The 24,173-nt window shown below is 50.3% G+C and carries 22 protein-coding genes and 1 tRNA gene; 2 read left to right on the top strand and 21 right to left on the bottom strand.

All coding sequences use genetic code 11. From position 1 onward, the window contains the following. Nucleotides 1-7 precede the first annotated feature (7 nt). The 11 genes from ruvA to thrS form a co-directional block, all read right to left on the bottom strand. Nucleotides 8-607, bottom strand: a complete 600-nt coding sequence (ruvA, locus tag QZT94_RS07865) for a Holliday junction branch migration protein RuvA (RefSeq protein WP_270626795.1) — start codon at nucleotides 605-607, stop codon at nucleotides 8-10. A gap of 39 nt (nucleotides 608-646) precedes the next feature. After that, complete coding sequence (ruvC, locus tag QZT94_RS07860) at nucleotides 647-1,288, bottom strand: crossover junction endodeoxyribonuclease RuvC (protein ID WP_072509706.1); 642 nt, start codon at nucleotides 1,286-1,288, stop codon at nucleotides 647-649. A 29-nt stretch (nucleotides 1,289-1,317) separates the two neighbouring features. Then, nucleotides 1,318-2,079, bottom strand: a complete 762-nt coding sequence (locus tag QZT94_RS07855) for a YebC/PmpR family DNA-binding transcriptional regulator (protein ID WP_296762306.1) — start codon at nucleotides 2,077-2,079, stop codon at nucleotides 1,318-1,320. A gap of 87 nt (nucleotides 2,080-2,166) precedes the next feature. Then, nucleotides 2,167-2,754, bottom strand: a complete 588-nt coding sequence (locus QZT94_RS07850; RefSeq protein WP_296762303.1) for an NUDIX domain-containing protein — start codon at nucleotides 2,752-2,754, stop codon at nucleotides 2,167-2,169. Further along, nucleotides 2,755-4,095, bottom strand: a complete 1,341-nt coding sequence (locus tag QZT94_RS07845; RefSeq protein WP_296762301.1) for a PrsW family intramembrane metalloprotease — start codon at nucleotides 4,093-4,095, stop codon at nucleotides 2,755-2,757. 89 nt (nucleotides 4,096-4,184) lie between these two features. Further along, nucleotides 4,185-5,309, bottom strand: a complete 1,125-nt coding sequence (locus QZT94_RS07840) for a glycosyltransferase family 4 protein (protein WP_296762299.1) — start codon at nucleotides 5,307-5,309, stop codon at nucleotides 4,185-4,187. Continuing rightward, on the bottom strand, nucleotides 5,306-5,560 hold the full coding sequence (locus tag QZT94_RS07835) for a hypothetical protein (RefSeq protein WP_296773335.1): 255 nt from the start codon (nucleotides 5,558-5,560) through the stop codon (nucleotides 5,306-5,308). Before QZT94_RS07835 ends, QZT94_RS07840 begins: the two co-directional genes overlap by 4 nt. A gap of 6 nt (nucleotides 5,561-5,566) precedes the next feature. Beyond that, the gene (locus QZT94_RS07830) at nucleotides 5,567-6,256 is read right to left on the bottom strand and encodes a hypothetical protein (RefSeq protein ID WP_296773333.1); all 690 of its coding nucleotides are present in this window, start codon (nucleotides 6,254-6,256) and stop codon (nucleotides 5,567-5,569) included. Beyond that, nucleotides 6,253-6,870, bottom strand: coding sequence for a phosphatidylinositol phosphate synthase (gene pgsA, locus QZT94_RS07825; RefSeq protein WP_296762295.1), 618 nt, complete (start codon nucleotides 6,868-6,870; stop codon nucleotides 6,253-6,255). The genes QZT94_RS07830 and pgsA overlap by 4 nt, the downstream gene beginning before the upstream one ends. A 3-nt stretch (nucleotides 6,871-6,873) precedes the next feature. Continuing rightward, nucleotides 6,874-7,434, bottom strand: a complete 561-nt coding sequence (locus QZT94_RS07820; protein WP_296762293.1) for an HIT domain-containing protein — start codon at nucleotides 7,432-7,434, stop codon at nucleotides 6,874-6,876. 3 nt (nucleotides 7,435-7,437) lie between these two features. Next, the gene (gene thrS, locus QZT94_RS07815; RefSeq protein ID WP_296762330.1) at nucleotides 7,438-9,390 is read right to left on the bottom strand and encodes a threonine--tRNA ligase; all 1,953 of its coding nucleotides are present in this window, start codon (nucleotides 9,388-9,390) and stop codon (nucleotides 7,438-7,440) included. A gap of 203 nt (nucleotides 9,391-9,593) precedes the next feature. On the opposite strand from thrS, the gene gluQRS reads away from it, so the two are divergent. After that, nucleotides 9,594-10,496, top strand: a complete 903-nt coding sequence (gluQRS, locus tag QZT94_RS07810) for a tRNA glutamyl-Q(34) synthetase GluQRS (protein ID WP_296762291.1) — start codon at nucleotides 9,594-9,596, stop codon at nucleotides 10,494-10,496. A 19-nt stretch (nucleotides 10,497-10,515) separates the two neighbouring features. On the opposite strand, the gene pflA is transcribed toward gluQRS, so the two are convergent. The 9 genes from pflA to QZT94_RS07765 all read right to left on the bottom strand — a co-directional run bounded on the left by pflA (nucleotide 10,516) and on the right by QZT94_RS07765 (nucleotide 22,369). Next, the gene (gene pflA, locus QZT94_RS07805) at nucleotides 10,516-11,457 is read right to left on the bottom strand and encodes a pyruvate formate-lyase-activating protein (RefSeq protein ID WP_296762289.1); all 942 of its coding nucleotides are present in this window, start codon (nucleotides 11,455-11,457) and stop codon (nucleotides 10,516-10,518) included. 129 nt (nucleotides 11,458-11,586) lie between these two features. Next, nucleotides 11,587-11,838, bottom strand: a complete 252-nt coding sequence (gene grcA2 / locus QZT94_RS07800) for an autonomous glycyl radical cofactor GrcA2 (RefSeq protein ID WP_072509713.1) — start codon at nucleotides 11,836-11,838, stop codon at nucleotides 11,587-11,589. Nucleotides 11,839-11,923: 85 nt separating this feature from the next. Further along, nucleotides 11,924-14,020 (bottom strand): formate C-acetyltransferase, encoded by a 2,097-nt coding sequence (gene pflB / locus QZT94_RS07795; RefSeq protein WP_296762286.1) that lies wholly within the window; start codon nucleotides 14,018-14,020, stop codon nucleotides 11,924-11,926. Between the two features lie 154 nt (nucleotides 14,021-14,174). Beyond that, nucleotides 14,175-15,428 (bottom strand): tRNA guanosine(34) transglycosylase Tgt, encoded by a 1,254-nt coding sequence (tgt, locus tag QZT94_RS07790; protein ID WP_296762284.1) that lies wholly within the window; start codon nucleotides 15,426-15,428, stop codon nucleotides 14,175-14,177. Then, a complete protein-coding gene (locus QZT94_RS07785) occupies nucleotides 15,400-16,017 on the bottom strand; it encodes a queuosine precursor transporter (RefSeq protein ID WP_072509843.1) in 618 nt (205 codons plus the stop codon). The genes tgt and QZT94_RS07785 overlap by 29 nt, the downstream gene beginning before the upstream one ends. Nucleotides 16,018-16,543: 526 nt before the next feature. Continuing rightward, nucleotides 16,544-17,206 (bottom strand): dephospho-CoA kinase, encoded by a 663-nt coding sequence (gene coaE, locus QZT94_RS07780; RefSeq protein WP_079985861.1) that lies wholly within the window; start codon nucleotides 17,204-17,206, stop codon nucleotides 16,544-16,546. A gap of 141 nt (nucleotides 17,207-17,347) precedes the next feature. After that, nucleotides 17,348-18,805, bottom strand: coding sequence for a 30S ribosomal protein S1 (gene rpsA, locus QZT94_RS07775; protein WP_270626813.1), 1,458 nt, complete (start codon nucleotides 18,803-18,805; stop codon nucleotides 17,348-17,350). A 211-nt stretch (nucleotides 18,806-19,016) separates the two neighbouring features. Beyond that, nucleotides 19,017-21,680 (bottom strand): DNA polymerase I, encoded by a 2,664-nt coding sequence (gene polA, locus QZT94_RS07770; RefSeq protein ID WP_296762155.1) that lies wholly within the window; start codon nucleotides 21,678-21,680, stop codon nucleotides 19,017-19,019. Nucleotides 21,681-21,760: 80 nt separating this feature from the next. Next, the gene (locus QZT94_RS07765) at nucleotides 21,761-22,369 is read right to left on the bottom strand and encodes a response regulator (protein WP_270626816.1); all 609 of its coding nucleotides are present in this window, start codon (nucleotides 22,367-22,369) and stop codon (nucleotides 21,761-21,763) included. A gap of 50 nt (nucleotides 22,370-22,419) precedes the next feature. Between QZT94_RS07765 and QZT94_RS07760 the strand changes: the two genes are divergently transcribed. Next, nucleotides 22,420-22,505, top strand: a tRNA-Leu gene (locus tag QZT94_RS07760). A gap of 205 nt (nucleotides 22,506-22,710) precedes the next feature. On the opposite strand, the gene der is transcribed toward QZT94_RS07760, so the two are convergent. Continuing rightward, the gene (gene der, locus QZT94_RS07755) at nucleotides 22,711-24,150 is read right to left on the bottom strand and encodes a ribosome biogenesis GTPase Der (protein ID WP_296773332.1); all 1,440 of its coding nucleotides are present in this window, start codon (nucleotides 24,148-24,150) and stop codon (nucleotides 22,711-22,713) included. Nucleotides 24,151-24,173 lie beyond the last annotated feature (23 nt).

Raw genomic sequence — 24,173 nt, 5'->3', positions numbered from 1 at the left:
AACTCCCCTATGCGTGGTGTTTGCCCAGTAATTGTAAGGCAGCCCGCAAAAGTTCTGGCACTTGTGCCTGGGGATTTGCCTCGGCAGCCTGGGTAACTGCCTTTTGTGCCAGCGCCGTTTTCCAACCCAACTGTTCGAGGGCGTGGCAGACTTCTTCGCGTCCCACGCTGCCAATACCCCCCAGGTTAGCGGCTTGCGTTCCCCTGGGTTCACCCAGTTTGTCACCGATTTCCACCAGGATTCTTTGTGCTGATTTCTTTCCCACTCCCGGGATTTTAGTAAGGGATTCTAGATCCTGCTGGCTAACCACCGTGCGCAACTCCTCGGGAGTAAAGACCGCCAAAGCCGCCAATGCTAGTTTGGGACCAATCCCCGACACCGAAATTAATTTAGAGAAAACATCACGCTCAGCGGGTTTTATAAACCCGAAAAGAATCCATGCGTCCTCACGCACCACCAGATAGGTTAATAGTTTTACCTGGTCACCAACTTTTAGAGCCGAAAGCGTAGTCGGAGTAGCAAAAAAACTATACCCTACTCCCGACACCTCAATAGTGGCTTGATCTAAGCGAACTTCTTCAATCGTTCCCGATAAATGCGTAATCATAAAAATTCCTGGTAAATGGCTATTAGCTACCAAAATATCCTATTTTGAAGCTTTTTGCTTTCGACGGCGAGGATCAACCGCCCCTGTTCGCCTAGTAGCCGCCTGTGCCTGTGCCCAAAGTTTTTGCGCGTTGGTAAGTTCTCCCCGGGCAGAAATCTTTCCTGATAGGGAAACATTGACTGTGCCGTCTCGGCTAGCGCCTTGTAGACCGTCACCGCGCCAACCATGACAGATAGCAATCGCTAAAGCATCAGCAGCGTCGGCAGGACGCACAACTTTATCCATTTTCAAAATGCGCTGCACCATGGCTTGAACCTGGGCTTTACCGGCAATCCCTGACCCGGTAACCGCAGCTTTTACCTCTGAGGGGGTGTGAATAGCTAGCGGCAGTTTATGCGCGGCGGCTTCGCTCATGGCGATGCCCATCACCCACATAGTTGAAGTCACCGATTGCACGTTATCTTGAGCAAATACGCGCTCAACCGACATTACTTCCGGTTCAAAGCGTTCTATAGCTGCCGTGATCTGGCGACGTATCCTATCTAAACGAAAGTGCGCCGCCATATTTTGGGCAGAGCGAGCCACCTCTACGTGAACCAGATGAGCCTGCCGGGTGGAATCCATATCAATAATTCCAATCCCGCAGCGGGTTAAACCAGGATCAATACCAATAATGCGCAAGGAGAAAACCTAACTTGCGTCCTATTGACCTATTCTTCTTCCTCGTATTGAGCCTGTACTTCGGGGCTAACCGAAAGATTGGTAAACACGTCTTGCACATCGTCACTGTCATCTAGGGCGTCAATTAGCCGCATCACTTGACGATATTTAGCGAGGTCAAGCTCAACTTCGGTAGTGGCTTGCCAACGTACCTCCGCGCTATCGTATTCGATTTGTGCTTCTTGTAGGGCGGTACGCACCTCCACCAAAGTCGCCGGGTCACATAGAACAGTGAAAGTTTCCTCGCCCTCAACTACTTCTTCGGCACCGGCATCAAGTACCGCCATCAAAATAGCGTCCTCGTCGATGCCGTCAGCTTTCTCTACTTCAATGGTTCCCACCCGATTAAACAGGTAAGACACCGAACCGGGGTCAGCTAGATTTCCCCCATTTTTATTGAAGGCGGTACGCACGTCGGCGGCTGCCCGATTCTTGTTATCGGTCAAGCACTCTACCAGCATTGCTACCCCAGCCGGACCATATCCCTCATAAGAAATGGTCTGCCAGTCAGCCCCACCAGCTTCTGCGCCCGAGCCGCGATTAACCGCGCGTTTAATGTTATCGGCGGGTACCGAGTTCTTCTTTGCCTTTTGAATCGCATCATAAAGCGTGGGGTTACCAGCAGGATCACCGCCACCAGTACGTGCTGCCACCTCGATGTTCTTGATTAGACGGGCAAATAGTTTACCGCGCTTAGCATCAATCGCTGCTTTCTTGTGTTTGGTGGTAGCCCACTTAGAGTGACCCGACATTCGCTCTCCTTTATCCCGCTCACATAGTAAGTTTCAAAATAACCAAGCCGATTTTACCGCTTTGATGGGCGCAGCGTCTAAATTGGATTAATCATAGAGGGTATGGACGATACCGTCCCAACCTGAAAGCCATTTACTGGCAAAATCCGCCAGCTTCGTTGGATAAATCGTTTGCTGCTGGTTCAAGGACGCAAGCTCGCTAACTGGAATCCAACTAAGTTCGTCCAACAGTTGCTTTTCCGATAATGTCCAACCACTGGCGTTAGCTGGCGGCGTATCTTGTTCAAGACGGGCAAGAAAATACTGTTCTGCCTGGATAGCCCAAAGACTATGGAATTTTAATAAAGATTCCCGGTAGAGCACCGGTCCGGTTACTTGGGTGATATTAAGCTCTATCCCGGTTTCTTCTTTTAGTTCCCTTAACGCTGCTACCTGGGGATTCTCCCCCGCTTTGATACCGCCTCCGGGAGTAAACCACCAGCGGTGGCTAGCATCAGAAAAATCATGACCAGAGATTAATAGTATCCGATCATGGCTATCGAAAAGGATAATCCGAGCCGCCTGCCGCCCCGGATATCCGTCCTCGTCAATAAGCCAATCGCTCCCCAAAGAGTTTGCGCCAGAAGGCGGAAAAGGATTAGGGATAGGGCGCGGAAGCCGAAAACGGTTAGTCACCTAAGCGCGCCCCATTCTAAACGCTGCCACCTGCGAACTTGCGGAAGCAAAATCGGCGCGCGCGCGTAGTAATTTTTTCATTGCCTCTTGATTTTCTTGGCTGATAGTGTCACTAAGGCCGCGATGGGAACTAGCCACATAGTTTAACGCCAATACGGTACATGCCTGTTGGAAAGCAGATACCGCTTTGCGGGCCAGCGGAGAAATAGTGCGTGCCGAACGTCTAGCGCGACGCCGACCCGATAAAGAACAGAGCATTTGCGCTTCCCGTTCATCAATCCAACCAGCAGCAATGTAGGCTTGTAAACCATTTTCAATGGCGTTTCGCTGCCGCACCGAAACCACCAAGTTGATCACTAGCCAAGTGATGAACATCGGTCCCCAAAAAAACACGTAAGAAACCACAAACAAGGTCGCAGAATAGGTCGCTAAACCATTCCAGGCAGCGTGTAAACAAACCGCCGAAGCCAACCCGGAAACCGTGAGAATAACCCTGGTTTTAACAGAAGGAATCCTGGTGAGTGCCATTCCCAGCGCCAGACCGAAAATAGAAGTATAGACGGTGTGACCAAAAGGTCCTAGCATAGCGCGCATAAAGAAAACCAGCGGAAGTTCTTCATAGAAACGGGCAAAATAAAGAACGTTTTCAGTGAATGCGAATCCCGCCGCCAGAATACCGCCAATAACCACCCCATCTAGCGGGCTCTTAACTGCGCGGCGACGTGCCAACATAATGATTATCACTCCCAGTGCTTTCAAAGATTCCTCTACTAGCGGAGCCACAATCGTGGCTACAATCCCGAAAGATTGGAAAGGGGTAGGACCAATATCAACCGATTGCAAGGCCTTACTAGAAAAAGAATTAAGCCCCAAAGCACATATCGAGGCGATTCCTGCCCCCCATAGGAACGCCACTACCAGCAGCCACCAGGGTTTAGGAGCCCACCTATCTAGCCACACCATCACAATTACTACGATTGCCATCGGAACCAGGGCGGCAATTACCGCACCTATGGTACTAGCAACCGATTCCTCCGCGGCGATAAAAATCGCGAAGTAGCTCAAGCCTCCACCGGCAGCTATTAAGCAAAATAGTTCTAGCCAGGGAAAAGAATTTAGTCGGGAACGTTTAGAAGATTTTTCCGCCCCCGGATCAACCACTAATGGCTGGCTAGATGCCCGCTGAGAAACTGCCGGATGAGGAATTAGGGGATCAGCTGGCAAACTAAGGGCATCAAAGCTGTAATGCTCCACTAATTGTTGCTCCAGCTGGGCATGAGTAACGCCAACACCAGCTAAATCGGGAGTACCCGCAAGATATGCCGGGTTGTTTTGGCTCACCTATTCCTCCTTTGCTGGGCTAAACCTAGTTTAACGGTAAATCGCTATTGCTCATTTTCTTATATCCCGCCGCTAAGTGGAAATATGCTTTAGCCCGGCGGGTCCTGCTCGCTGCCAGCCAGGCAGCGCCGATAAACCTCTAATACTTGATCGGTAACCGCTGACCAGTCATAGCGTTTCACATTTTCATGTCCCCGCCTCGCCAGATGCGCTGCTTGCTGGCGATTCTCACACACTGCTAGCAGTTTTTCAGCCAGCGAGTTTTCGTCCTCGGAAATAAAAATTTCCCCTAAACTCCCCTGTTCTAAAACCGCCTCAAATGCAGGAATAGAGGACGCGACCACCAGGCAACCTCCGGCCATAGCTTCCACTAGCACGATTCCGAAAGACTCCCCACCGGTTTGAGGAGCAATATAGGCAGTAGCCGATTTAAATAGGGAGAGCTTGTCTTGTTCCGAAAGAGGCCCTAGGAACTGCACATTTTCCCCATAGGGTTCTAAATCGGCGCGGGCGCGACTGGCATTTCCTGGCCCTGCAATCAAAAAACGCGCCTGCCCAAACCGCGCTAGCACCAAAGGAATAGCCTTAACCAGTATCGCAAGTCCTTTGCGGGGTTCATCAAGACGACCTAAGAAACAAAAAACCGGGGATTGCTCACTATCAGACCAGGTAGCCCTAGGTTTAGCTTCGGCGAAAGCTGAAAAATCAACCCCGTTTGGGATAATAACCGCGTCCCCACCCTGGTAGCGAAGCAAAGTACGCCGTGCCTCACTAGAGACTGCGATTTGGGCACTCAGTTTTTCTTTAACTGACTGCACTACCGGTTTACCTAAGGTGTACAGCAAAGAACGTTCAATCGCCACATGAAAAGTCCCCACCACCGGGCAGCGCGCGTGTTGCAATGCAATTAAAGACACCGAGGGAGTAGCGGGTTCATGAACATGAAGAATATCGAAATCGCTGGTAGTAACCCACTGCCTGGTTCTAGCAGCAACCCGCGGCCCAAAAGCTAGCCGAGCTACAGAGCCGTTATAGGGAATCGCGAAAGTCTTGCCCGCGTTTACGAAACCGTCCTCACTATATTCGGTTTCTACCGGCGCAAATACTGAGACTTCATGTCCGCGTCGCCGCAATTCGCGCGCCTGATCGCGTACATGAAATTGTACGCCTCCCGGCACATCGTAAGCATAAGGGCAGACTATCCCAATTTTCACTTTGCTGACTCCTGCCTTGCTCGCTCCCGTGCCCTAGTCAAACGCTGTTCATCTAAATCAGATACAAAAAGCTTTTGTAACATGAACCAAGACTGGGGAGAGTGAAGAATCATTCGCGAAACCCGCTGTGCCCAATCCCTAGTCATAGTTTCTACCTTAGCGGTTTTAAGCGGACCAGAAACACTAATCACGATTCCCCACTTGCAAGCAGATTCCCGCCTTCTCTCCTCCCCCAATTCTTCGACACTCATATGAGCTCAATACAAAGGGAGTTTCAGTTTCTTCGCCAGGGCAGCCGGCCCCGCTGCCACCAGTGCTTTCGATTTTCCAAAAGGAACTTCAATACCGCTACCAGTAATGTCACGGTCAGCAAGTAATGGAATCAAATAGTTGTTTTCACCAGCTGCTTTAAGCAATTGAGGAAAAGGTTTTCCTCCCTTTTGCGCAAAAATCAGCCGCATATTTGCTTGCTGCCTAACCTTGGTAAATGCTTGAAATAGCGCTTCCGGTTTTACTTTCTCAGCCACCGTAAGCACCGGGCTAATCTCTAGATTCGCGAAATAACCCGCCAAATCCCAGTTTCCCGAGTGAGTAAGCGCCAAACAGACGCTACCTTGAGAACAATCCCGCAACAGGTTTTGCGTATCCCCCTGTAACCTCACCCGAGAACGGATTTGAGAATCCGAAAAACCCCCCAGCAAAACCGTATCCGCAAACAGACGCATATAGCCCTGAATCCCTGCGCGCACCGCACCTTCGATACTGCGCCCATCTACCCCCAGTTGGCGCAGATTCTTACGATATTGACGTACCCCGGAAGTATCTAGACGGTACAGCGAACTGCCTAGCAGATTAGCTGCTCCATGCAGGAAACCAACTGGAAGACTGCTAAGTAAACCGAGAGTGAGTTCAGCGGCAATAGCGCTAAACTTAACGGGGATTCTCACTGGTCGATATGCTTTCTTACATAGTAAATCCGCTGACATACGGTCACAAAACTAGCGAAAGCTACCCAGGCTAAAGCCAGCGGAAAACAAATAAGGGGAGCCCCCAGGTTAGTTATCCCCGCACCCACCAGCGCCACTATCAACCTATCGGTACGCTCGCCTATCCCCACTTTAGCGACCACCCCAAAGGCTTCCCCGCGAGCCCTAACATAGGGTACCGCTGCCGCTCCTACCAGCGCACATATAGCGCAAATAATGCTGGCAGTGCGCACAGAACCGGGGGTAAGCCCCACTATCGCCCAATAAAGCAAAGAACCAAAAATAGCTCCATCTGCCAAGCGGTCAAGAGAAGAATCCAAGAACGCCCCAAACTGGCTAACCTGATTAGTTAGCCGGGCAAGCACTCCATCTAAAGAATCAGCGAAAGCGGTCACCCCAATCAAAACCGCCCCTAAAGCTAGGTAACCGCGAGCCAACAAGCCTATCGCTAGCGCCACATTAATTACAGTACCGGCAACGGTTACCGCATTGGGACTAACTCCCCTTTTTGCCAGTATTTTTGCCGGTTTTGAGAATACGGCACTCGCCAAGGAGCGACCATGATTTCCTAGCATTATTTATCCTTGCCAATTAGCTGCTATACGGGAACGAGCCTGGCTAAGTAGCTCGGGAATCGCTTTCGTGCGAGCAATCAGCGGGAAGAAATTGGTGTCACCGCCCCAGCGGGGAACAATATGTTGATGCAGGTGACCAGCAATTCCCGCACCGGCTACCTCGCCTTGATTCATCCCTAAGTTAAAACCATCCGGGTTGGCAACCTGCTTTAGGGTTCTAATCGCTTTCGCAGTTACTTCCCCAAATTCGGCTCTCTCATCCTGGGTTAAATCAATATATTGAGGAATATGCCGGTAGGGGCAAATCAACATATGACCAGAGTTATAGGGGAAAAGATTCATAATCGCAAAAACCAGTTTCCCGCGATAAACAATCAGTGCGTCCTCGTCGCTGCGCTTCGGGGCAGCGCAAAACGGGCAGTGCGCACTGTCCTTGGTTGTGGGGCGTTCCTCGCCAGAAATATATACCTGACGGTGGGGAGTCCACAGCCGGTTAAAAGCGTCCGGCACGGCTCCAAATCCCTCACACCCCTCAGTTAGAGGACGCGCATCTACCTCGTTCATAAGCTATTTCCGCTCTTTAATCGCTTGGGTAATCTTGGTGATAGCCTGGGCAATCGGTATCGCATTTTCTTGGCTACCGTCTCGATAACGGAACGAAACCGCGCCCGCTTCTGCGTCCTCGCCCCCAGCAATCAGGGTAAAGGGGATTTTATCTTTCGAGGCGTTACGGATTTTCTTGCCGAAACGATCATCAGAGGTATCAACCTCGGCTCTAACTCCCAAAGCGCGCAGCTGGGAGGCAACATCTTCCAGATAATCATTAAAGGCTTCCGCCACTGGCACGCAGCGCACCTGGATAGGTGCTAGCCAAGCGGGAAATGCCCCGGCATAGTGTTCTAGCAGCACCCCGAAGAAACGCTCAATAGAACCAAATAGGGCGCGGTGAATCATAACTGGACGTTGATGGGAACCATCGGCGGCCGTGTAGGTTAAATCGAAACGTTCGGGCAGGTTAAAGTCCAACTGGATAGTAGACATTTGCCAAGTGCGCCCAATCGCGTCTTTGGCCTGCACCGAGATTTTAGGCCCATAAAAAGCAGCCCCACCTGGATCCGGTACTAAATCTAGTCCCGAGGCGCTCGCTACCTGTTCCAAGGTTCTAGTAGCTTCTTCCCAAACCTCATCATCACCCACGAACTTTTTCGGGTTCTTGGTGGAAAGCTCTAGATAAAAATCATTCAAACCATAGTCTTTTAACAGGTCAAGGACGAAAGTCAAAAGATTGGTAAGCTCACCTTTCATTTGTTCCCGGGTACAGTAAATGTGGGAATCATCCTGAGTGAAACCGCGAGCCCTGGTCAGACCGTGTACCACTCCGGATTTTTCGTAGCGGTAAACTGTTCCGAACTCGAATAGACGCAGCGGTAATTCCCGGTAGGAACGCCCTTTAGAAGCAAATATCAGGTTGTGCATCGGGCAGTTCATAGGCTTTAGATAGTAGTCTTGCCCCTGCTTGGTGACGTTTCCTTCCTGGTCGTGCTCTTCGTCCAGGTGCATCGGAGGATACATTCCCTCGGCATACCAATCCAGGTGTCCCGACTTTTTGAACAGTTCCCCTTTAGTTATATGGGGGGTGGATACGAAAGAATATCCGCCCTCGATATGGCGTTTGCGGGAATAGTTTTCCATCTCCATGCGAATCGTAGCGCCCTTGGGGTGGAATACTGGCAGCCCGGAGCCAATTTCATCCGGGAAAGAGAACAAGTCGAGTTCCCGCCCTAGTTTGCGGTGGTCACGCCGTTCTGCCTCTTTTAGGCGGGTCTGGTAGGCTACTAAATCATCTTTGCTAGCCCAGGCAGTACCGTAGATACGTTGCAGATGGTCGCCCGATTGGTCACCTTTCCAATAGGCCGCGGAGGATTTCATCAGCGCAAAACCGTTACCAATATAGCGGGTATTGGGAACGTGCGGCCCGCGACATAAATCTTTCCAGGCGCACTGCCCGTTGCGGTCTATATTGTCATAAATAGTAAGCTGACCTGCTCCGACTTCTACATTTGCTCCGTCAGTTTCACTAGAGGCAGTCCCTTTAGTGTCAATCAGTTCCAGCTTGTAGGGTTGATCAGCGAGTTCTGCCCTTGCCTCCTCATCGCTTACTTCCCGGCGCACGAAACGCTGCCCGCTTTTAACGATTTTCTTCATCCGTTTTTCCAGGTCTTTTAACAGCTCGGGGGTAACCGGATCGATATTGCCGAAATCGTAATAGAAACCGTCGATAATATAGGGACCAACCCCCAGGTTGGCATCGGGGTAAACCTGTTGCACTGCTTGGGCGAGAACGTGGGTGGCTGAGTGGCGAATAATTTCTAGCCCCGCCTGGCTATCAGCGGTTATCGGTTCTACCTGGGCACCCTCGGGCAAGGTGCGGGCTAAATCCCAAGGCTGCCCATTAACGACCATAGCCACGATAGTGCGGTCTTTGCCCCACAAATCTAGCCCGGTGGTCGTGGCAGCTATATCTTGAGTTTCTCCTGCGATTTGCACCCTGATTTTATCGCCATCTGCTGCCGCCACATTTGCCTCCGTCTTGTAGGAATAAACTGTTAGCCATTCTACCCGCCACCCTAAAACGGTTAAAATACTAGAGTACAGCCGGATAGTTTTCGGTGACAGATTTCCTAAAACACCCTGCCCATACCGACCATTTTAGGGGGTGAGTTATGCAAACAGGTCGCTACGCACCCTCGCCCACCGGGAGGCTCCATTTAGGAAATTTGCGTACTGCCCTGGTTGCCTGGGCGATAGCGCGCCAGGCAGGCGGGCGTTTTGTAATGCGTTTTGAGAATCTTGACGACCGCAGTCGCAGCCATTTCCTCTCCGAGCAGCTTTCCGATTTACAAGAGTTAGGAATCGACTGGGACGGGGAACCTTTGGTGCAGTCTGATTGCCTTTCCCGTTACGAGGACGCATTTGAGCAGCTCAAAGCAGCAGGCAGGGTTTATGAATGTTACTGTTCCCGCCGGGAATTATCGCAGCTAGCTTCCGCCCCCCATCACCCTCCCGGAGCCTATAGCGGCAGGTGTCGCTTACTTAGCGAGCCAGAGCGAGAACAAAAACGAAACTATCTGTGGGAAAAGTATCGACGCGGCCCTGCCTATCGGTTAAAAACTAACCTCGATAACGCCAGTTTTCCCGATAAGGTTTATGGATTACAAAACGGCTCAATCGATGACTTCGTGTTACGCCGCTCGGATGGGGTATTTTCCTACAATCTGGTTTGTGTGGTAGATGATGCCTATCAGGGGGTGACTCAGGTATGCAGAGGACGAGATTTAATCCCCTCTACCGCCCGGCAAAACTATCTGCACCAGCTATTAGGTTCTACAATTCCCCAGTATTATCACGTTCCCCTAGTGTTAAATCGCGAGGGGCAGCGGCTGGCAAAACGAGACGGGGCAGTCACTCTACCCCAGTTAAAGGCAAAAGGAATAGAGAAAGCAGACATACTTGAGCTGCTTGCGTCCTCTTTAGGGTTTTTTAGGGTGCGCAGCGCCTCGGAATTCTTGCAAGCCTTTGACCTAGAGAAAATGAGCCGTGAAGATTGGCGCTATCTGGGATTATGATAGAACTCAATCAAATCTGTTAGCCAGAAAAGACTTTATCGACCCCGGCAGATTTAATTATCTCTATCGCTTGCGCTACCTGTTCCTTAGTGGGAACCGGAGTGTCCTCTAGGGAATACTTTAGCCCCAAATGTTCCCATTTATCCCTCGCCATTTGATGAAATGGCAATACTTCCAAACGTTCAAGGTTAGGCCAACGCCCGGCAATACTAGCCACCTGGCGGATATTATCAGGGTCATCAGTTAAACCGGGTACCAGCACAAAACGCACCCAGACAGGGATACGGGCCCCAGCTAGACGGTTCCCAAAAGCAACGGTAGGTTCTAAATCGCGTCCCGTAACCTGCCGGTAGGTGGCGCTATCCCCACTCTTGACATCCAGCAGCACCAAATCAAGGTTATGAAGATCCTCATCAGGCAAATTAGCCCCTAAGAATCCGGAAGTATCCAGACAGGTATGTATCCCCTCTCGCCGACACATTCGCAACAGGTTACGCACAAACTTTGCCTGCATCAGGGCTTCTCCCCCGGAAATGGTAAGCCCCCCTCCGGTAACCCGAAAAATACTGCTATAGCGTTTCACCAGGTTAAATACATCAGCAATGGTGACCGCGTGCCCGTCACGCATTTGAAAAGTATCAGGATTATGACAGTATTGACACCTTAGTGGGCATCCCGACAAGAACAAAGTCATTCTGGTACCCGGGCCATCTACAGCGGTCACCAGTTCCCAAGAATGAACCGAAGCTAAAGTACCTTCCCGCACCGCCTCGTTGTGTTCGCTATGAGTCATCTCGGGGGCTTCAGCTAATGCCCCCAGCCCCCACCGCCTAGTGCGCGGAATCAATTCCTCTAAAGGCAGGGGTGCATACTCCCCGCTTACCCCATCAGCTGCCGAAACCTCGACAGTATTATTTGGGTTCTTGCTCTCCTCTTCCAGGCTAGACATATCTAATACCAAGGTTATTTCCTATCTAAATTGTTCACCCTGCATACTGCAGAACCTAAACATCAGCAGACCTCAACATCAAAAGGGCGGGTATCTTTGCTATCTCAAAGATACCCGCCCAAATGATTTATAAGCAATAACTTACAGCTTGTTATGGAATGTACGGGAAATAACATCCAGTTGCTGCTCGCGGGTTAGCTTCACGAAATTAACCGCATATCCGGAAACCCTAACCGTCAGTTGAGGATATTTTTCCGGGTTTTCCATCGCATCTTCCAAAGTGTCCCGGTTAAGAACATTGATATTCGCGTGATATAGTCCCTGAACACCGCCGTGAGATTCCCGGCTGGCTTTCATGGATTCCAAACGTTGATCAAAAGTCATAGTACTCATTATTATCTCCTTGCTTTATTCTTCGATTATTTATAAAAGATTAGGGTCAGTGCAGCACAACCTGGCAGGTAGCGCCCAGATAGTGCTAGCAGCCACACCCCTGAGGGATGAAACCAGCATCCATAATCCCCACCAGGTTCTTAATCTGTTCGTCCTCGGTACGCCCCAAAGAGGAAGGAACAATCGTGTTCGTGAGGGAAATCCCGTCCAATGCGTCGTGGTAGTCAAGCTTGCCTACCGAAAGCATCGAAGCCAGCATTCCGTGAGAATCCAAACCGTTCTCGGGATTAGCGCCGGGAGCAAAGGGAGTCCCTGCCTCGTGACCGGAGGGGAAAGCCCCGGTAGCCTTGCCGTAAACCACATTAGAGGTAATGGTTAATACCGATTGGGTAGGAATAGCATCCCGATAGAGTTTAATCTCTTTAATCTTGGACATTACGGTGTGAACAATCGTGGCCGCAATATCATCAACCCGGTCATCGTCATTACCGTAGCAGGGGAAATCTCCCTCTGTCTGGTAATCAATAACTAGACCAGTTTCATCGCGTACCGGGGTAACCTTTGCATATTTAATGGCAGACAGGGAGTCAGCTACAATCGACAGTCCCGCGATTCCGCAGCCCATGGTGCGCACAATCTCACTGTCGTGCAGTGCCATCTCGATGGATTCGTAGGCGTAACGGTCATGGCAATAGTGGATAATGTTCAAAGCTTCTACATAGGTGCCGACCACCCAGTCAAGCATTTTTTCATAGCGTTCCCACACGTCATCAAAGTCGAGAGGCTCATCCCCTTGCACGCCCTCGTAACCGGAAACGATTTGTTTACCAGTGACCTCATCACGGCCGCCATTTATCGCATACAGCAAGGCTTTAGCGGCATTAACCCGAGCGCCAAAGAACTGCATTTGCTTACCGACCCGCATCGGGGAAACACAGCAAGCAATCGCGGCATCGTCACCCCACTGCGCACGAATCTGATCGTCAGCTTCATACTGTACTGAGGAAGTTTGAATCGAAATATGGGCACAGAACTTCTTGTAGCCCTCTGGTAGGCGCGGGGACCAGAAAATCGTGATATTTGGTTCTGGAGCCGGCCCCAGATTTATTAGCGTCTGCAGAAGCCGGAAGGAAGTCTTGGTAACGAGGGTGCGCCCGTCCTCACCAAAACCAGCATCAGACCAGGTAGCCCAGTAAGGGTCACCCGAGAAAATCTGGTCATAGGCTTCAGTACGCAAAAAGCGTACAATCCGCAGCTTAATCACCAAAGCATCAATGATTTCCTGCGCGCCCTGTTCGTCTAAAGTACCCTCGGCGAAATCCCGTTCAAAGTAGCAATCAAAGAACGCAGACAAACGACCAATAGACATGGCCGCCCCGTCTTGGCTCTTAACCGAAGCTAGGTAACCGAAATAAGTCCATTGAACTGCTTCTTTAGCGTTCATTGCCGGCTGGGAAATATCAAAACCATAGCTTTGCGCCATAGCCTTGAGCTTCTTAAGAGCCTTAATCTGCTCAGAGTGTTCCTCACGGTAACGTGCCCAATGCTCAGAGAAAGGCTTATCGGCTACTTTGTCTTTGGCTTCCTGTTTCCACTCGATTAATTTATCTACGCCATAGAGTGCAACCCGGCGGTAGTCACCAATAATTCGACCCCGCCCATAAGCATCGGGAAGACCAGTAATAATATGGGAAGACCGAGCTGCCCTGATTCGGGGAGTGTAAATATCGAATACCGCATCATTATGGGTTTTGCGGTAGCGGGTAAAAATCTTTTTAACCTCGGGATTAACCTCTTTACCAGCCTCTTTAATAGCGGTTTCCACCATGCGCCAACCACCATTAGGCATCATGGCACGTTTTAACGGAGTATCGGTTTGCAAACCAACGATTACATCGTCCTCTTCACAAATCCGTCCCGGAGCAAAAGCATCAATATCGGCCGGAGTATCAGTATCTACATCGAAAACCCGTTTTTTGCGTTCAACCGAAAGATAATTTTCCTCTAGAGCCTGCCAGACCTGTTTAGTTTTTTCGGTCGGACCACTTAAAAATGAAGCCTCGCCCTCGTAGGGAGTGTAGTTCTTTTGGATAAAATCTCGTACATCGATTTCTTTATCCCAGTTACCACTGTTGAATGAGCGCCAGGCATCATTAGCTGTCGCCTCTGTTGGGGTTGCCATTATTTATTTAACTCCTCCGGCGGGATCACCGCGCATAAAGTTTACTTAAGATTGTTAAATCCGGTGTCCCAATTATATTAGGGGAAAACAGCTGCTAACAAGCTTAGTGCCACCTAACTCACTAAACGATAGCTATCTAACATTATTTACAGCCCTAACCACTATGTGAACGTAGCGGAGAGCCACAATAAAAATCACCCAAAACTTTATCTCGATAGGCTAGATAGTCACCTTCAATAATTGCTTGCCTAATGCCTTGAACCAGTTGCACCGTGAAATACTCGTTATGGATAGTAGCCAGCGTAAACCCTAGTAACTCTTTGGCTTTAAATAGATGCCGAAGATAAGCAATTGAGAAATTCTGGCAGGTATAGCACTTACAATCCTTAACCGGCGCACTGAAATCATCCTTGAACTCCGCACGCGTTAAATTAAAGCGACCGTAACGCCCATAAAGCCCGCCGTTACGTCCTATCCGGGAAGGATTTACACAATCGAAAGTATCTGCTCCGGCTTCTACCCCCGCAAAAATGTCATCCGGTTCGCTAAGGCCCAGCAGATGACGCGGCTTTTCCTCTGGTAGCTCTTCACATACCCAGTTCACTATGGTGGCGAGATTCTCTTTCTCTAAGGCTCCCCCAATTCCGAAACCATCAAAACTACGCCCCGCTACTTCCATTACCGATAGGTCGCGGGCAGCTTTACGCCGTAAATCCTCATATTGCGCCCCTTGAATCACGCCGTAAAGCATCTGGTAGGGCTTATCCGCGCGCTCAACGGTAAGTCGCTCATGTTCTGCTAGGCAGCGAGAGGCCCAACGCCGGGTACGCTCCAAGGACTCTACCTGATATTCACGTGAATTTAGCAAGGTCGTGAGTTCATCGAAGGCCATCATAATATCGGCACCCAAATGGTGCTGAATTTGCATAGATTTTTCTGGGGTAAAGCGATGGAGGGCACCATTTAGATGAGAACGAAAAGTAACCCCATCATCATCAACTAGAGCGTGCCGTTCCTTTTTAGCGGCCACCGTATGATCGGCGCGTCCAGAACCACTAAACTCTCCAGACAACACTTTTTTATATCCCGATCCTAAGGAAAGCACTTGGAATCCGCCCGAATCGGTAAAAGTTGGACCTTCCCAGCTCATAAAACGAGCTAATCCACCGGCTTTGTCAACAATTTCAGGCCCGGGCTGTAAATACAGATGATAGGCGTTAGCCAGGAGAGCTGAAGCCCCCAGTTGCTTCATAGCTTCCGGCAACACCGTTTTCACAGTGGCTTTCGTGCCTACCGGGATAAAAGCCGGGGTTGGGACATCTCCATGCGGAGTGTGAATAATGCCAGCGCGCCCTCTCCCGCTGGGCAAATCCGCTATTTTAGTGAACGTCAAGACCGTACCTTTCATGCTTTTTCACCCTAGAAATCACCGCATAGGTTAGTGGCAAACACAAGATTTCAACTGCACACTTATACAGGTAGCCACCCAGGAAAATATAAATCATTAACTGGGAAAAACTCATGATTCCCGCAAAGGCGATAGTGCAAAAAATAATGGAATCAACCAGCTCTCCTGCCAAAGTAGAAGTGACCAGGCGAACCCAGAGATTATTTTCCCCCCAACGTTGCTTAATCTTCACCAATACATAGGCGTTAAGCCAGTTACCGAACATATAACCCGCCATGGAAGCAATCACAATGCGGGGAACGAACCCAAGCACGCTTTGGAATGCATCGTTATTTTGGTAGGAGGCTTCTGCGGGGAGCATTCCCACCACCCAAAAGGTCAGGGAAGCCATTACCGAAATCACGAAGCCCATTACGATAGCACGCTTGGCAGCCTTTAGCCCCCAAACCTCGCTAATCACGTCTCCTAAAACATAGGTTAGGGGGAACAAAATAGCGCCCCCATCAAAAACTATGGGACCAATCTGGATAGCTTTGGTGGCACAAATATTTGCGACCAGGAGGAAGGCCACAAAGAAAATAACGCAAATATCAAAAAGACCGCGCGGGCTGCGAGCAAAAACCGCCTTTCCCGCCGGGGAAGTAGAGCCCTCTTTAGGGGTTTCGGTATCGAGGACGCGAGGCTCGGGGAGGTTTGAATCGGCAGATTTTTCCAAAGTTATCACCTGCCTAATCTAGCAGTCCCCCAGGGGTACTCGTCCAGTTAGCCCCAGAGTATTATCTGTTACTTTTATCGGCGCGCGCGGTTACTTGTTCCGGCGTGGGCAAGGGTTTTTCCTCCTGCCCAAAAACTCGAAAAAATCTAAAGATATTTTTCGAGTTTTGCGCCCGCCTAGCCTGCTCGGATAAAACCCTTGCCCGCGTCGCCTACGCGTTCCAGCGGTACACCCTAACCTGAACCAATAACCGCGCATACGGGAAAATTATTGGCCCTACGATCTGCCGCTAACGGGAAACCTAAAAGATAAATCTCCTAACCTCTTACGGAGGAAAAACCTCTGCCCGTGCCAACGTAAATGAGGGCAGAGATACTTCGGTTATTTCATAGGGATTCTATTAGCTATCACCATTGGCCAGGCGACGCAGCTGCGGCCATAGCTCGCTGGCGACAGTGCGCCGCAAATCTTCACAGCTAGTGTCATTTACAAGTTCATAATTAGCAATTGCGCGTCGCTCTTCATCACTGGATTGCGCCGCAATCCGGGCGTCTACTTGCTGGCGTTCAAGACCGCTTCGCTGATATAGCCGCCGGTATCGTTGCTCTATCGGGGCAGTAACCGTCACCACCAGGTCAAAAGCGTGAGCGGCGGGATTTTCGACCAACAGTGGAATATCGTAGACCCCAATATCGTCAGAGTTTAGCGAAGCAAAAAACCGGTCAGATAAAAACGAAATATAGGGGTGCGTTATTGATTCCAGTAGGTGACGGGATTCGGGATTATTAAACACTATGGTCGCGAGCTCGCCGCGGTTTACTCCGTTTTCCCACTCGGGATGGTTAAAAGCACGGGCAATATCGGGGGCTAAATCTACCAAGGCTTGACCTGCGAATTCATCGGCGCTACAGGTCTTTGCCCCCAAGGCTTTAAGCGTTTGTACCGTAGTAGATTTACCAGAGCCAATACCGCCAGTTACCGCCGCCGATAAAGCATTAGTGGGGCAAGCAGCTGCCCAGCGCGCTCCCCTATCGGGATTGCGGTAAATCAATAGTTCACTCACCCTGCCAGCCTATCCAGGTAGCTATCCCAAGCAAAACCGAAAATACAAAGAAAAATGGGCTGTCGGAGTCAAATCTTTGACTCCGACAGCCCAAATTTCAAAGTTAAACCACTATTTAATACATAAACAGTATTAAAAGGTTTATTCGCCGGTTAGCTTCTCCCGTAGAGCTGCGAGAGCTTCATCTGAAGCTAGAACGCTTTCAGAATCTTCAGTCTCGGTAGAGTAGCTGGCGTTTTCCGCCGGATCAGGGCGAACCGCAGCTGCTTCACTATCAGCTTCCAGAGCCTTAGCTACCTGCTCCTTGTGAGCCTTCCAACGTGCCTCAGCCTGAGAGTATTCCTCTTCCCAAGCTTCCCGTTGTGCCTCGTAGCCTTCCATCCATTCGTTAGTTTCCGGATCGAAGCCCTCGGGGTACTTGTAGTTGCCCTCTTCATCGTATTCAGCGGTCATGCCGTACAGTGAAGGATCGAACTCGGTATTGCTCGGATCAACACCCTCGTTAGCCTGCTTGAGAGACAGGGAAATCCGGCGACGATCCAAGTCAATATCAATAACTTTGACAAAGACCTCTTCGCCAACCTTAACAACCTGCTCCGGTACTTCTACGTGACGCTGTGCCAGCTCGGAGATATGTACCAGACCCTCAATGCCGTCCTCGACCCTAATAAACGCACCGAAAGGAACCAGCTTGGTGACCTTGCCAGGAACGACCTGACCGATAGCGTGAGTGCGGGCAAAAGTCTGCCAAGGATCTTCCTGGGTGGCTTTCAAGGACAGCGAAACCCGTTCGCGATCCATATCCACATCCAGAACCTCGACCGAAACTTCCTGACCAACTTCGACTACCTCGGAGGGGTGGTCAATATGCTTCCAAGAAAGCTCGGATACGTGAACCAGACCGTCCACTCCGCCCAAATCTACGAAAGCACCAAAGTTTACGATAGAAGAAACCACGCCGGAACGAATCTGTCCCTTTTGCAAGGTATCCAGGAACTGGGTGCGTACTTCGGCTTGAGTCTGCTCTAGCCAGGAACGACGGGAAAGAACCACATTGTTACGGTTCTCATCCAGTTCAATAATCTTGGCATCTAGTTCCCGCCCAATATAGGGAGCGAGGTCGCGTACCCGACGCATTTCAACTAGGGAAGCCGGTAGGAAGCCACGCAAGCCGATATCCAAGATAAGACCGCCCTTGACCACCTCAATCACCGTACCGGTGACTACGCCGTCAGCTTCCTTAATCTTCTGGACGTCGCCCCATGCACGTTCGTATTGAGCGCGCTTCTTCGACAGCAGCAGACGACCTTCTTTGTCCTCTTTCTGCAAGACTAGGGCTTCAATTTCGTCACCCACCTGGACAACGTCCTCGGGGCTAACGTCATGTTTAATAGACAGTTCGCGTGAAAGGATTACGCCCTCGGTTTTGTAACCAATATCGAGGAGGACCTCATCACGATCAACACGGACAACAGTACCGGTAACGATGTCGCCATCACCAAAGTACTTAATAGTTTTATCGATTGCAGCTAGTAGTTCTTCTTGCGAACCGATATCGTTTACGGCAACTTGATCCAGCTGCTCAGTAGAGGTGGTCATAGAGATAATTTCTCCAAAACGGACTTAATAGACAATATGGACAATTTTGGCTTCTCTTTCAAGAAACCTTAAAGAGCCTATCAGCAAAAACCGTTGAATCTCCAACTCAAAAAGCCCCTGTCGGGTTATTTCCCTAAAATGTATCCGATTCCACAGCCTTTTTCAGGACGAACAGCCCCCGTCTTGGCACCTAGTTAGATACAACTTTCCTCTAGTGGGCAGCGCTTCGCCAATTGCTACCTACTCCGATTCCCACCGACAAAGGAACTTCTAAGCTAGCCGCATTACACATCGCATCCTCTACCAGGCAGCGCAGCTGGTTTTCCTCTCCCGGCGCTACCTCAAGAATCAATTCGTCATGAATCTGCAACAACACCCTGGAAGATAGCCCTTGCGCCTGAAGCTGTTCATCTACCCGAATCATTGCCTGTTTCATTAAATCTGCAGCGCTGCCCTGAATCGGAGCATTAAGAGCCGCCCGCTCCGCCATTCGCCGTAAATTGTGGTTGGAGCTCTTCAGATCCGGGAGGGCGCGCCGTCTGCCCTGCATGGTTTCGGTGTAGCCAACTTTTCGGGCACGTTCAACAATCTGATGTAAATAACTACGTACTTTCCCGAAACGTTGAAAATACTGATCCATCAACTTTTCGGCTTCCTTTTGCGCAATACGCAGTTGGCTAGCCAAACCGTAGGCAGAAAGCCCATAGGCAAGCCCGTAAGAGGTAGCTTTAACCTTTGACCTCATCTGTTCAGAGACGTCTTCGGGGCTAATATCAAAAATCATGGCCGCCATCGTGCGGTGTAAATCTTCTCCGGTCTTGATAGCCGCGATTAAATCTTTGTCGCCTGACATATGCGCCATTACCCGCATTTCAATCTGGGAATAATCCACGCTCATCAGGTTTTCAAACCCGTCCCCAAAAATGAACGCCTCCCGAATTCGTTGTCCATTAACCGAGCGAACTGGAATGTTTTGCAAATTCGGTTCTGCCGAAGAAAGCCGCCCGGTTGCGGTCACTGTCTGCTTAAATGAGGTGTGAATCCTGCCATCAGGGTGAACTGCTTTTTGTAGCCCTTGCACGGTTTGTAAGAGCTTAATGGAATCGCGATGAGCCAGCAAATACTGCAAAAATGGATGCTGAGTTTTGCCAAACAGCCACTCTAAAGCATCGGCATTAGTGGTGTAACCGGTGCGGGTTTTCTTGGTTTTTGGCATCTGAAGCTGCTCGAATAACACTTCTTGCAGCTGTTTAGGACTAGAAAGATTTAAATCAGGACGACAGACCTGAGCGCGCGCCTGCTGTTTTGCATCCTCGGTTTGCTTCCTTAAATCGTTTTCGAGGTCTCCTAGCACCTGGTCTGATACTGCGATTCCGGTATCTTCCATCCGGGCGAGAATCCTAGAAATAGGGCGTTCCAGCTGCAACCATAAATGCTCGGCTCTGCTGGAGGATAATGCTTTCTTTTCAGCCTGAGCGATTTGCGGCAGCGCCGCCGCCATCTGCGCAATTTTAGTATCTGAAGTACCAGATAAATCCAGGGTTGCTTGCCCGCTATCCTCGTTATTTTCGGGGGAAAGTGAATAGCCTAAGAGCTTTTCGCTTAGCACTTCCACCTCATAAGAACGCGCCGATGGGTCTAGTAGATAACCCCCTATTTCGGTATCCCATCCGGGCATTTCTACTTTGATTCCCCCGCCTTTTAAGGCGTGCCAGGCAGCTTTCCAGTTATGGAAGATAGTGTTATCGGTTCTAGCTAGGAAGTCTTTAAGAGCTGACACCAAGTCCGGTGGGGCTGCAATCAAATCAATGTTAGCCACCTGGTTCTCGCTAGCTAAAAGCACCCTAGTAGCATCCCCTAATCCCGGAGTGGTCTCTCCCTCTACGATTACGCCTACCGGTTTTGAAAGGGCGCGAATCCATTTAGGGATGTCTTGTTCGGCAAGAATCTTAACTTCTTCCCGAGCGCTGGGCGTTTCTTGCCCCAGTTCAAAAGCGGGAACGCTGGCTAAAGCAGCTCGCAGAGTTTGCCCGATTTCCAGTTTATCTAGCAGTTTTGCCAGTGAATCGGCATTTGCTTTCCCGAAGGTAAGCTCTCCGACATTTATCCCTAAGTCCAGGTCAGTTAGAAGGGCGTTTAGTTTCCGGTTCCTTTTCACGTCCTCGATATGGGAACGTAAATCTTCGCCCCGCTTACCGCCAATATCGGCGGCGTGGGCGAGAACCCCAGCCAGCCCGTCATACTTATTTATCCAGGCGGCAGCGGTTTTCTCTCCTACTCCCGGTACTCCGGGCAGGTTATCTGCTTTTTCACCAACTAAAGCAGCAATCTCTGGGTAACGATGAGGGGGAACCCCATATTTTTCGGCAATAGCCTGCGGGGTCATTCGTTTTAAGTCGGTAATTGAGCGGGAGGGATACAGTACGGTGACAGATTCATTCGATAATTGGAAAGTGTCGCGGTCTCCGCTGGCTACCAGCACCTGAAGTCCCTGTTCACTGCCCTGCGTAGCTAAGGTAGCTAAAATATCGTCAGCCTCGATATTTTCTTGCTCTAAAGTAGTGACCCCCAGGTGAGCGAGCGCTTCTTTAATTAGCTCTATTTGTCCCTTAAACTCGGGCGGAGTGGGTTTACGACCGGCCTTGTACTCGGGGTATTCATCGGTGCGGAAAGAATGGCGAGAAACATCAAATGCCACCGCTAAATAATCGGGCTGTTCATCTTGCAACATTTTTACTAGCATCCGTAAAAACCCGTAAACCGCGTTGGTATATTGACCATCGCTGGTGCAAAATGCTTCCGGATTTAGGGCATAAAACGCGCGAAACGCCGCTGAATGACCGTCAATTACAAGTAGGGTTTTCTTCTCAACCATCTAATCCTCCTAGGGACTATCCTAGAGAAAACACGCCTGGGTTGTACCGGCAGCGCTGTGCCGGATGGTTATTGCGCTGCTTAACCGATTTGTTCGATAACAGCTTCGGCAACCTCGCGCATGGTTAGTCTGCGATTCATAGAGGTGGTTTGAATCCAGCGGAAAGCTTCCGGTTCGCTCATCTCCATGTTCTCCATGAGTAGACCTTTAGCTCTGTCTACCACTTTGCGAGTCTCAAAACGGTCTTGCAGGTCAGCTACTTCATTCTCTAATGATTGGATTTCGGCGTGCCGGGAAAGGGCGATTTCTAGCGCTGGTAATAACTCGGCGGGAGTAAATGGTTTCACCACATATGCCATAGCTCCCGCGTCTCGAGCGCGTTCCACTAACTCTTTTTGTGAAAATGCGGTAAGCATCACTACAGCGCAGGAAACTTCCTTCATTATTTTTTCGGCGGCACTAATCCCGTCCATTTTAGGCATTTTTACATCCATAACACACAGGTCAGGCTGATGTTCGAGGGCTGATTGGTAGGCGGATTCTCCGTCTGCTGCCTCGGCTACAACTTCGTAGCCGGCTTCCGTGAGAGTTTCCACAATATCGAGTCGAATCAGGGTTTCATCCTCGGCGACCAGTACTTTTCTGCCGGGGAGATTATTTTTTTTAGCATTAGATTTCAAAGTTGCCACATATCTATATTAGACTGAAATGGTGCGCTCGTTGAAGCGCTAAAGAAAAAGCCTCGATGGCGGAATTGGTAGACGCAGCGGATTCAAAATCCGCCGTCCTTCACCGGACATGTGGGTTCGAGTCCCACTCGAGGTACTTATGGGGCAGATTCCACCCTGCCAGCTATTTTGGCTACTATTTTCGGGGTTCTACTCAAGCTAAAGGGCATTTTTTATACCTGGATTCTTGCTTCTAACCTCTAAAAACTTCCCCTATGAGAATCCTCACTAAACCTAGGTTCCCCCGGTTCAGCAATTTTAGCTACGCAGAGAGGACGAGAACTCGGGGGTAGGTAAATCGGTTAGGAACGTTTGCGGCGTTCGCGTACCCGCACCGATATTTGAATGGGGCTACCGACAAAACCAAACTGTTCGCGCAGACGGTTTTCTAAGAAACGTCGATAGGACGGCTCTAGGAAACCGGTAGTAAAGAACACGAAACGGGGCGGAGCAGCGCTAACCTGAGTCGCAAACATAATCCGTGGCTGTTTTCCACCCCGAACCGGGTGAGGATGCTCGGCAACGAGACGACCGAGAAAGGTATTTAACTCACTGGTAGAAATCCGGGTTTTCCAGCCCGCAAGTGCTTGCGTTAAGACCCCTTGAATCCGGTTAGTATGCCAAGCGGTCTTGGCCGAAAGATTAACCCGCGGAGCCCAATCAACATGGGATAATTGCAGTTCCCATTCGCGTTCTAAATCGCGCCGCCTCTCCTCGTCAAGCAAATCCCATTTATTATTGACCAACACCAAGGCTCGCCCCGCAGAAATTACTTGCTCAATGATTCTAATATCGGCACTAGCTAGCTCCTGGGAAGCATCTAGCAGCACCATTGCTATATCGGATTCCTCAATCGCTGTCTGAGTCCGTAAGGAAGCATAAAAATCAGCACCCCGGCTTTTATGCATCCGACGGCGAATCCCGGCCGTATCTACAAAAGTCCACGGAACCCCCGCAATCTCGATAACCTCATCCACGGGGTCCCGGGTAGTGCCAGCCAATTCGTTTACCACCACCCGCTGCGAGCCAGCTAAGGCATTAAGCAGCGAGGACTTCCCCACATTGGGGCGACCCACCAAAGCTACCCTCCCGGGGCTGCCTTCAACTAAAACCGGCGCTAAATGGGATTTTTCTGGAAAAACAGCTACCAGTTTATCCAGTAAATCGCCACTGCCCAGACCGTGTAGCGCTGAAAGCGGGAAAGGCTCACCCAAACCAAGCGACCACAGAGCCATAGCGTCAGCTTCTAAGCGATCTGAATCCACTTTATTAGCAACCAAAATAACCGGTCTACCGCATTTTTGCAGTATCCGCGCAATCTGCATATCGGTTTCGGTCGCTCCCACCTGGGCATCGGTGACAAACAAAACCGCATCGGCATACTGCAAAGAAACCTCGGCTTGCGCCGCCACCATTTGGTCAAGACCTCGAACCCCCAGTGCGCAACCGCCAGTATCCATAAGCAGGAAATCTTTCCCCGCCCACTGCGCCTGGTAACGAACCCGGTCTCTGGTGACCCCTGGTTTGTCTTGCACCACGGCAGCGCGCCGCCCCAAAATCCTATTTACCAGGGTAGATTTCCCCACATTAGGGCGACCGATAACCGCAACTACCGGTAATGCAGCTAAATCTTGCTTTTCGTCCTCTTCGCCACCGTTTTCCAGCAACTCAAGGTCATTTTCTTGTAGCTCAATCTGACTAAGTAGCTTTGAAGAATACACAGGGATTTGGTCTTGACTCACGTTCTAAAGTCTAGGCGAGGACG

It is taken from the genome of Varibaculum sp. (assembly GCF_008661855.1).
Lineage (GTDB): Bacteria > Actinomycetota > Actinomycetes > Actinomycetales > Actinomycetaceae > Varibaculum > Varibaculum timonense_A.
This window is presented reverse-complemented; position numbering and strand designations above follow the sequence as displayed.

Coding starts and splice junctions, on each gene's coding strand:
- ruvA (WP_270626795.1), bottom strand. CDS start 607: ATGATTACGCATTTATCGGGAACGATTGAAGAAGTTCGCTTAGATCAA.
- QZT94_RS07855 (WP_296762306.1), bottom strand. CDS start 2,079: ATGTCGGGTCACTCTAAGTGGGCTACCACCAAACACAAGAAAGCAGCG.
- QZT94_RS07835 (WP_296773335.1), bottom strand. CDS start 5,560: ATGAGTGTCGAAGAATTGGGGGAGGAGAGAAGGCGGGAATCTGCTTGC.
- pgsA (WP_296762295.1), bottom strand. CDS start 6,870: ATGCTAGGAAATCATGGTCGCTCCTTGGCGAGTGCCGTATTCTCAAAA.
- QZT94_RS07820 (WP_296762293.1), bottom strand. CDS start 7,434: ATGAACGAGGTAGATGCGCGTCCTCTAACTGAGGGGTGTGAGGGATTT.
- gluQRS (WP_296762291.1), top strand. CDS start 9,594: ATGCAAACAGGTCGCTACGCACCCTCGCCCACCGGGAGGCTCCATTTA.
- grcA2 (WP_072509713.1), bottom strand. CDS start 11,838: ATGAGTACTATGACTTTTGATCAACGTTTGGAATCCATGAAAGCCAGC.
- pflB (WP_296762286.1), bottom strand. CDS start 14,020: ATGGCAACCCCAACAGAGGCGACAGCTAATGATGCCTGGCGCTCATTC.
- tgt (WP_296762284.1), bottom strand. CDS start 15,428: ATGAAAGGTACGGTCTTGACGTTCACTAAAATAGCGGATTTGCCCAGC.
- rpsA (WP_270626813.1), bottom strand. CDS start 18,805: ATGACCACCTCTACTGAGCAGCTGGATCAAGTTGCCGTAAACGATATC.
- polA (WP_296762155.1), bottom strand. CDS start 21,680: ATGGTTGAGAAGAAAACCCTACTTGTAATTGACGGTCATTCAGCGGCG.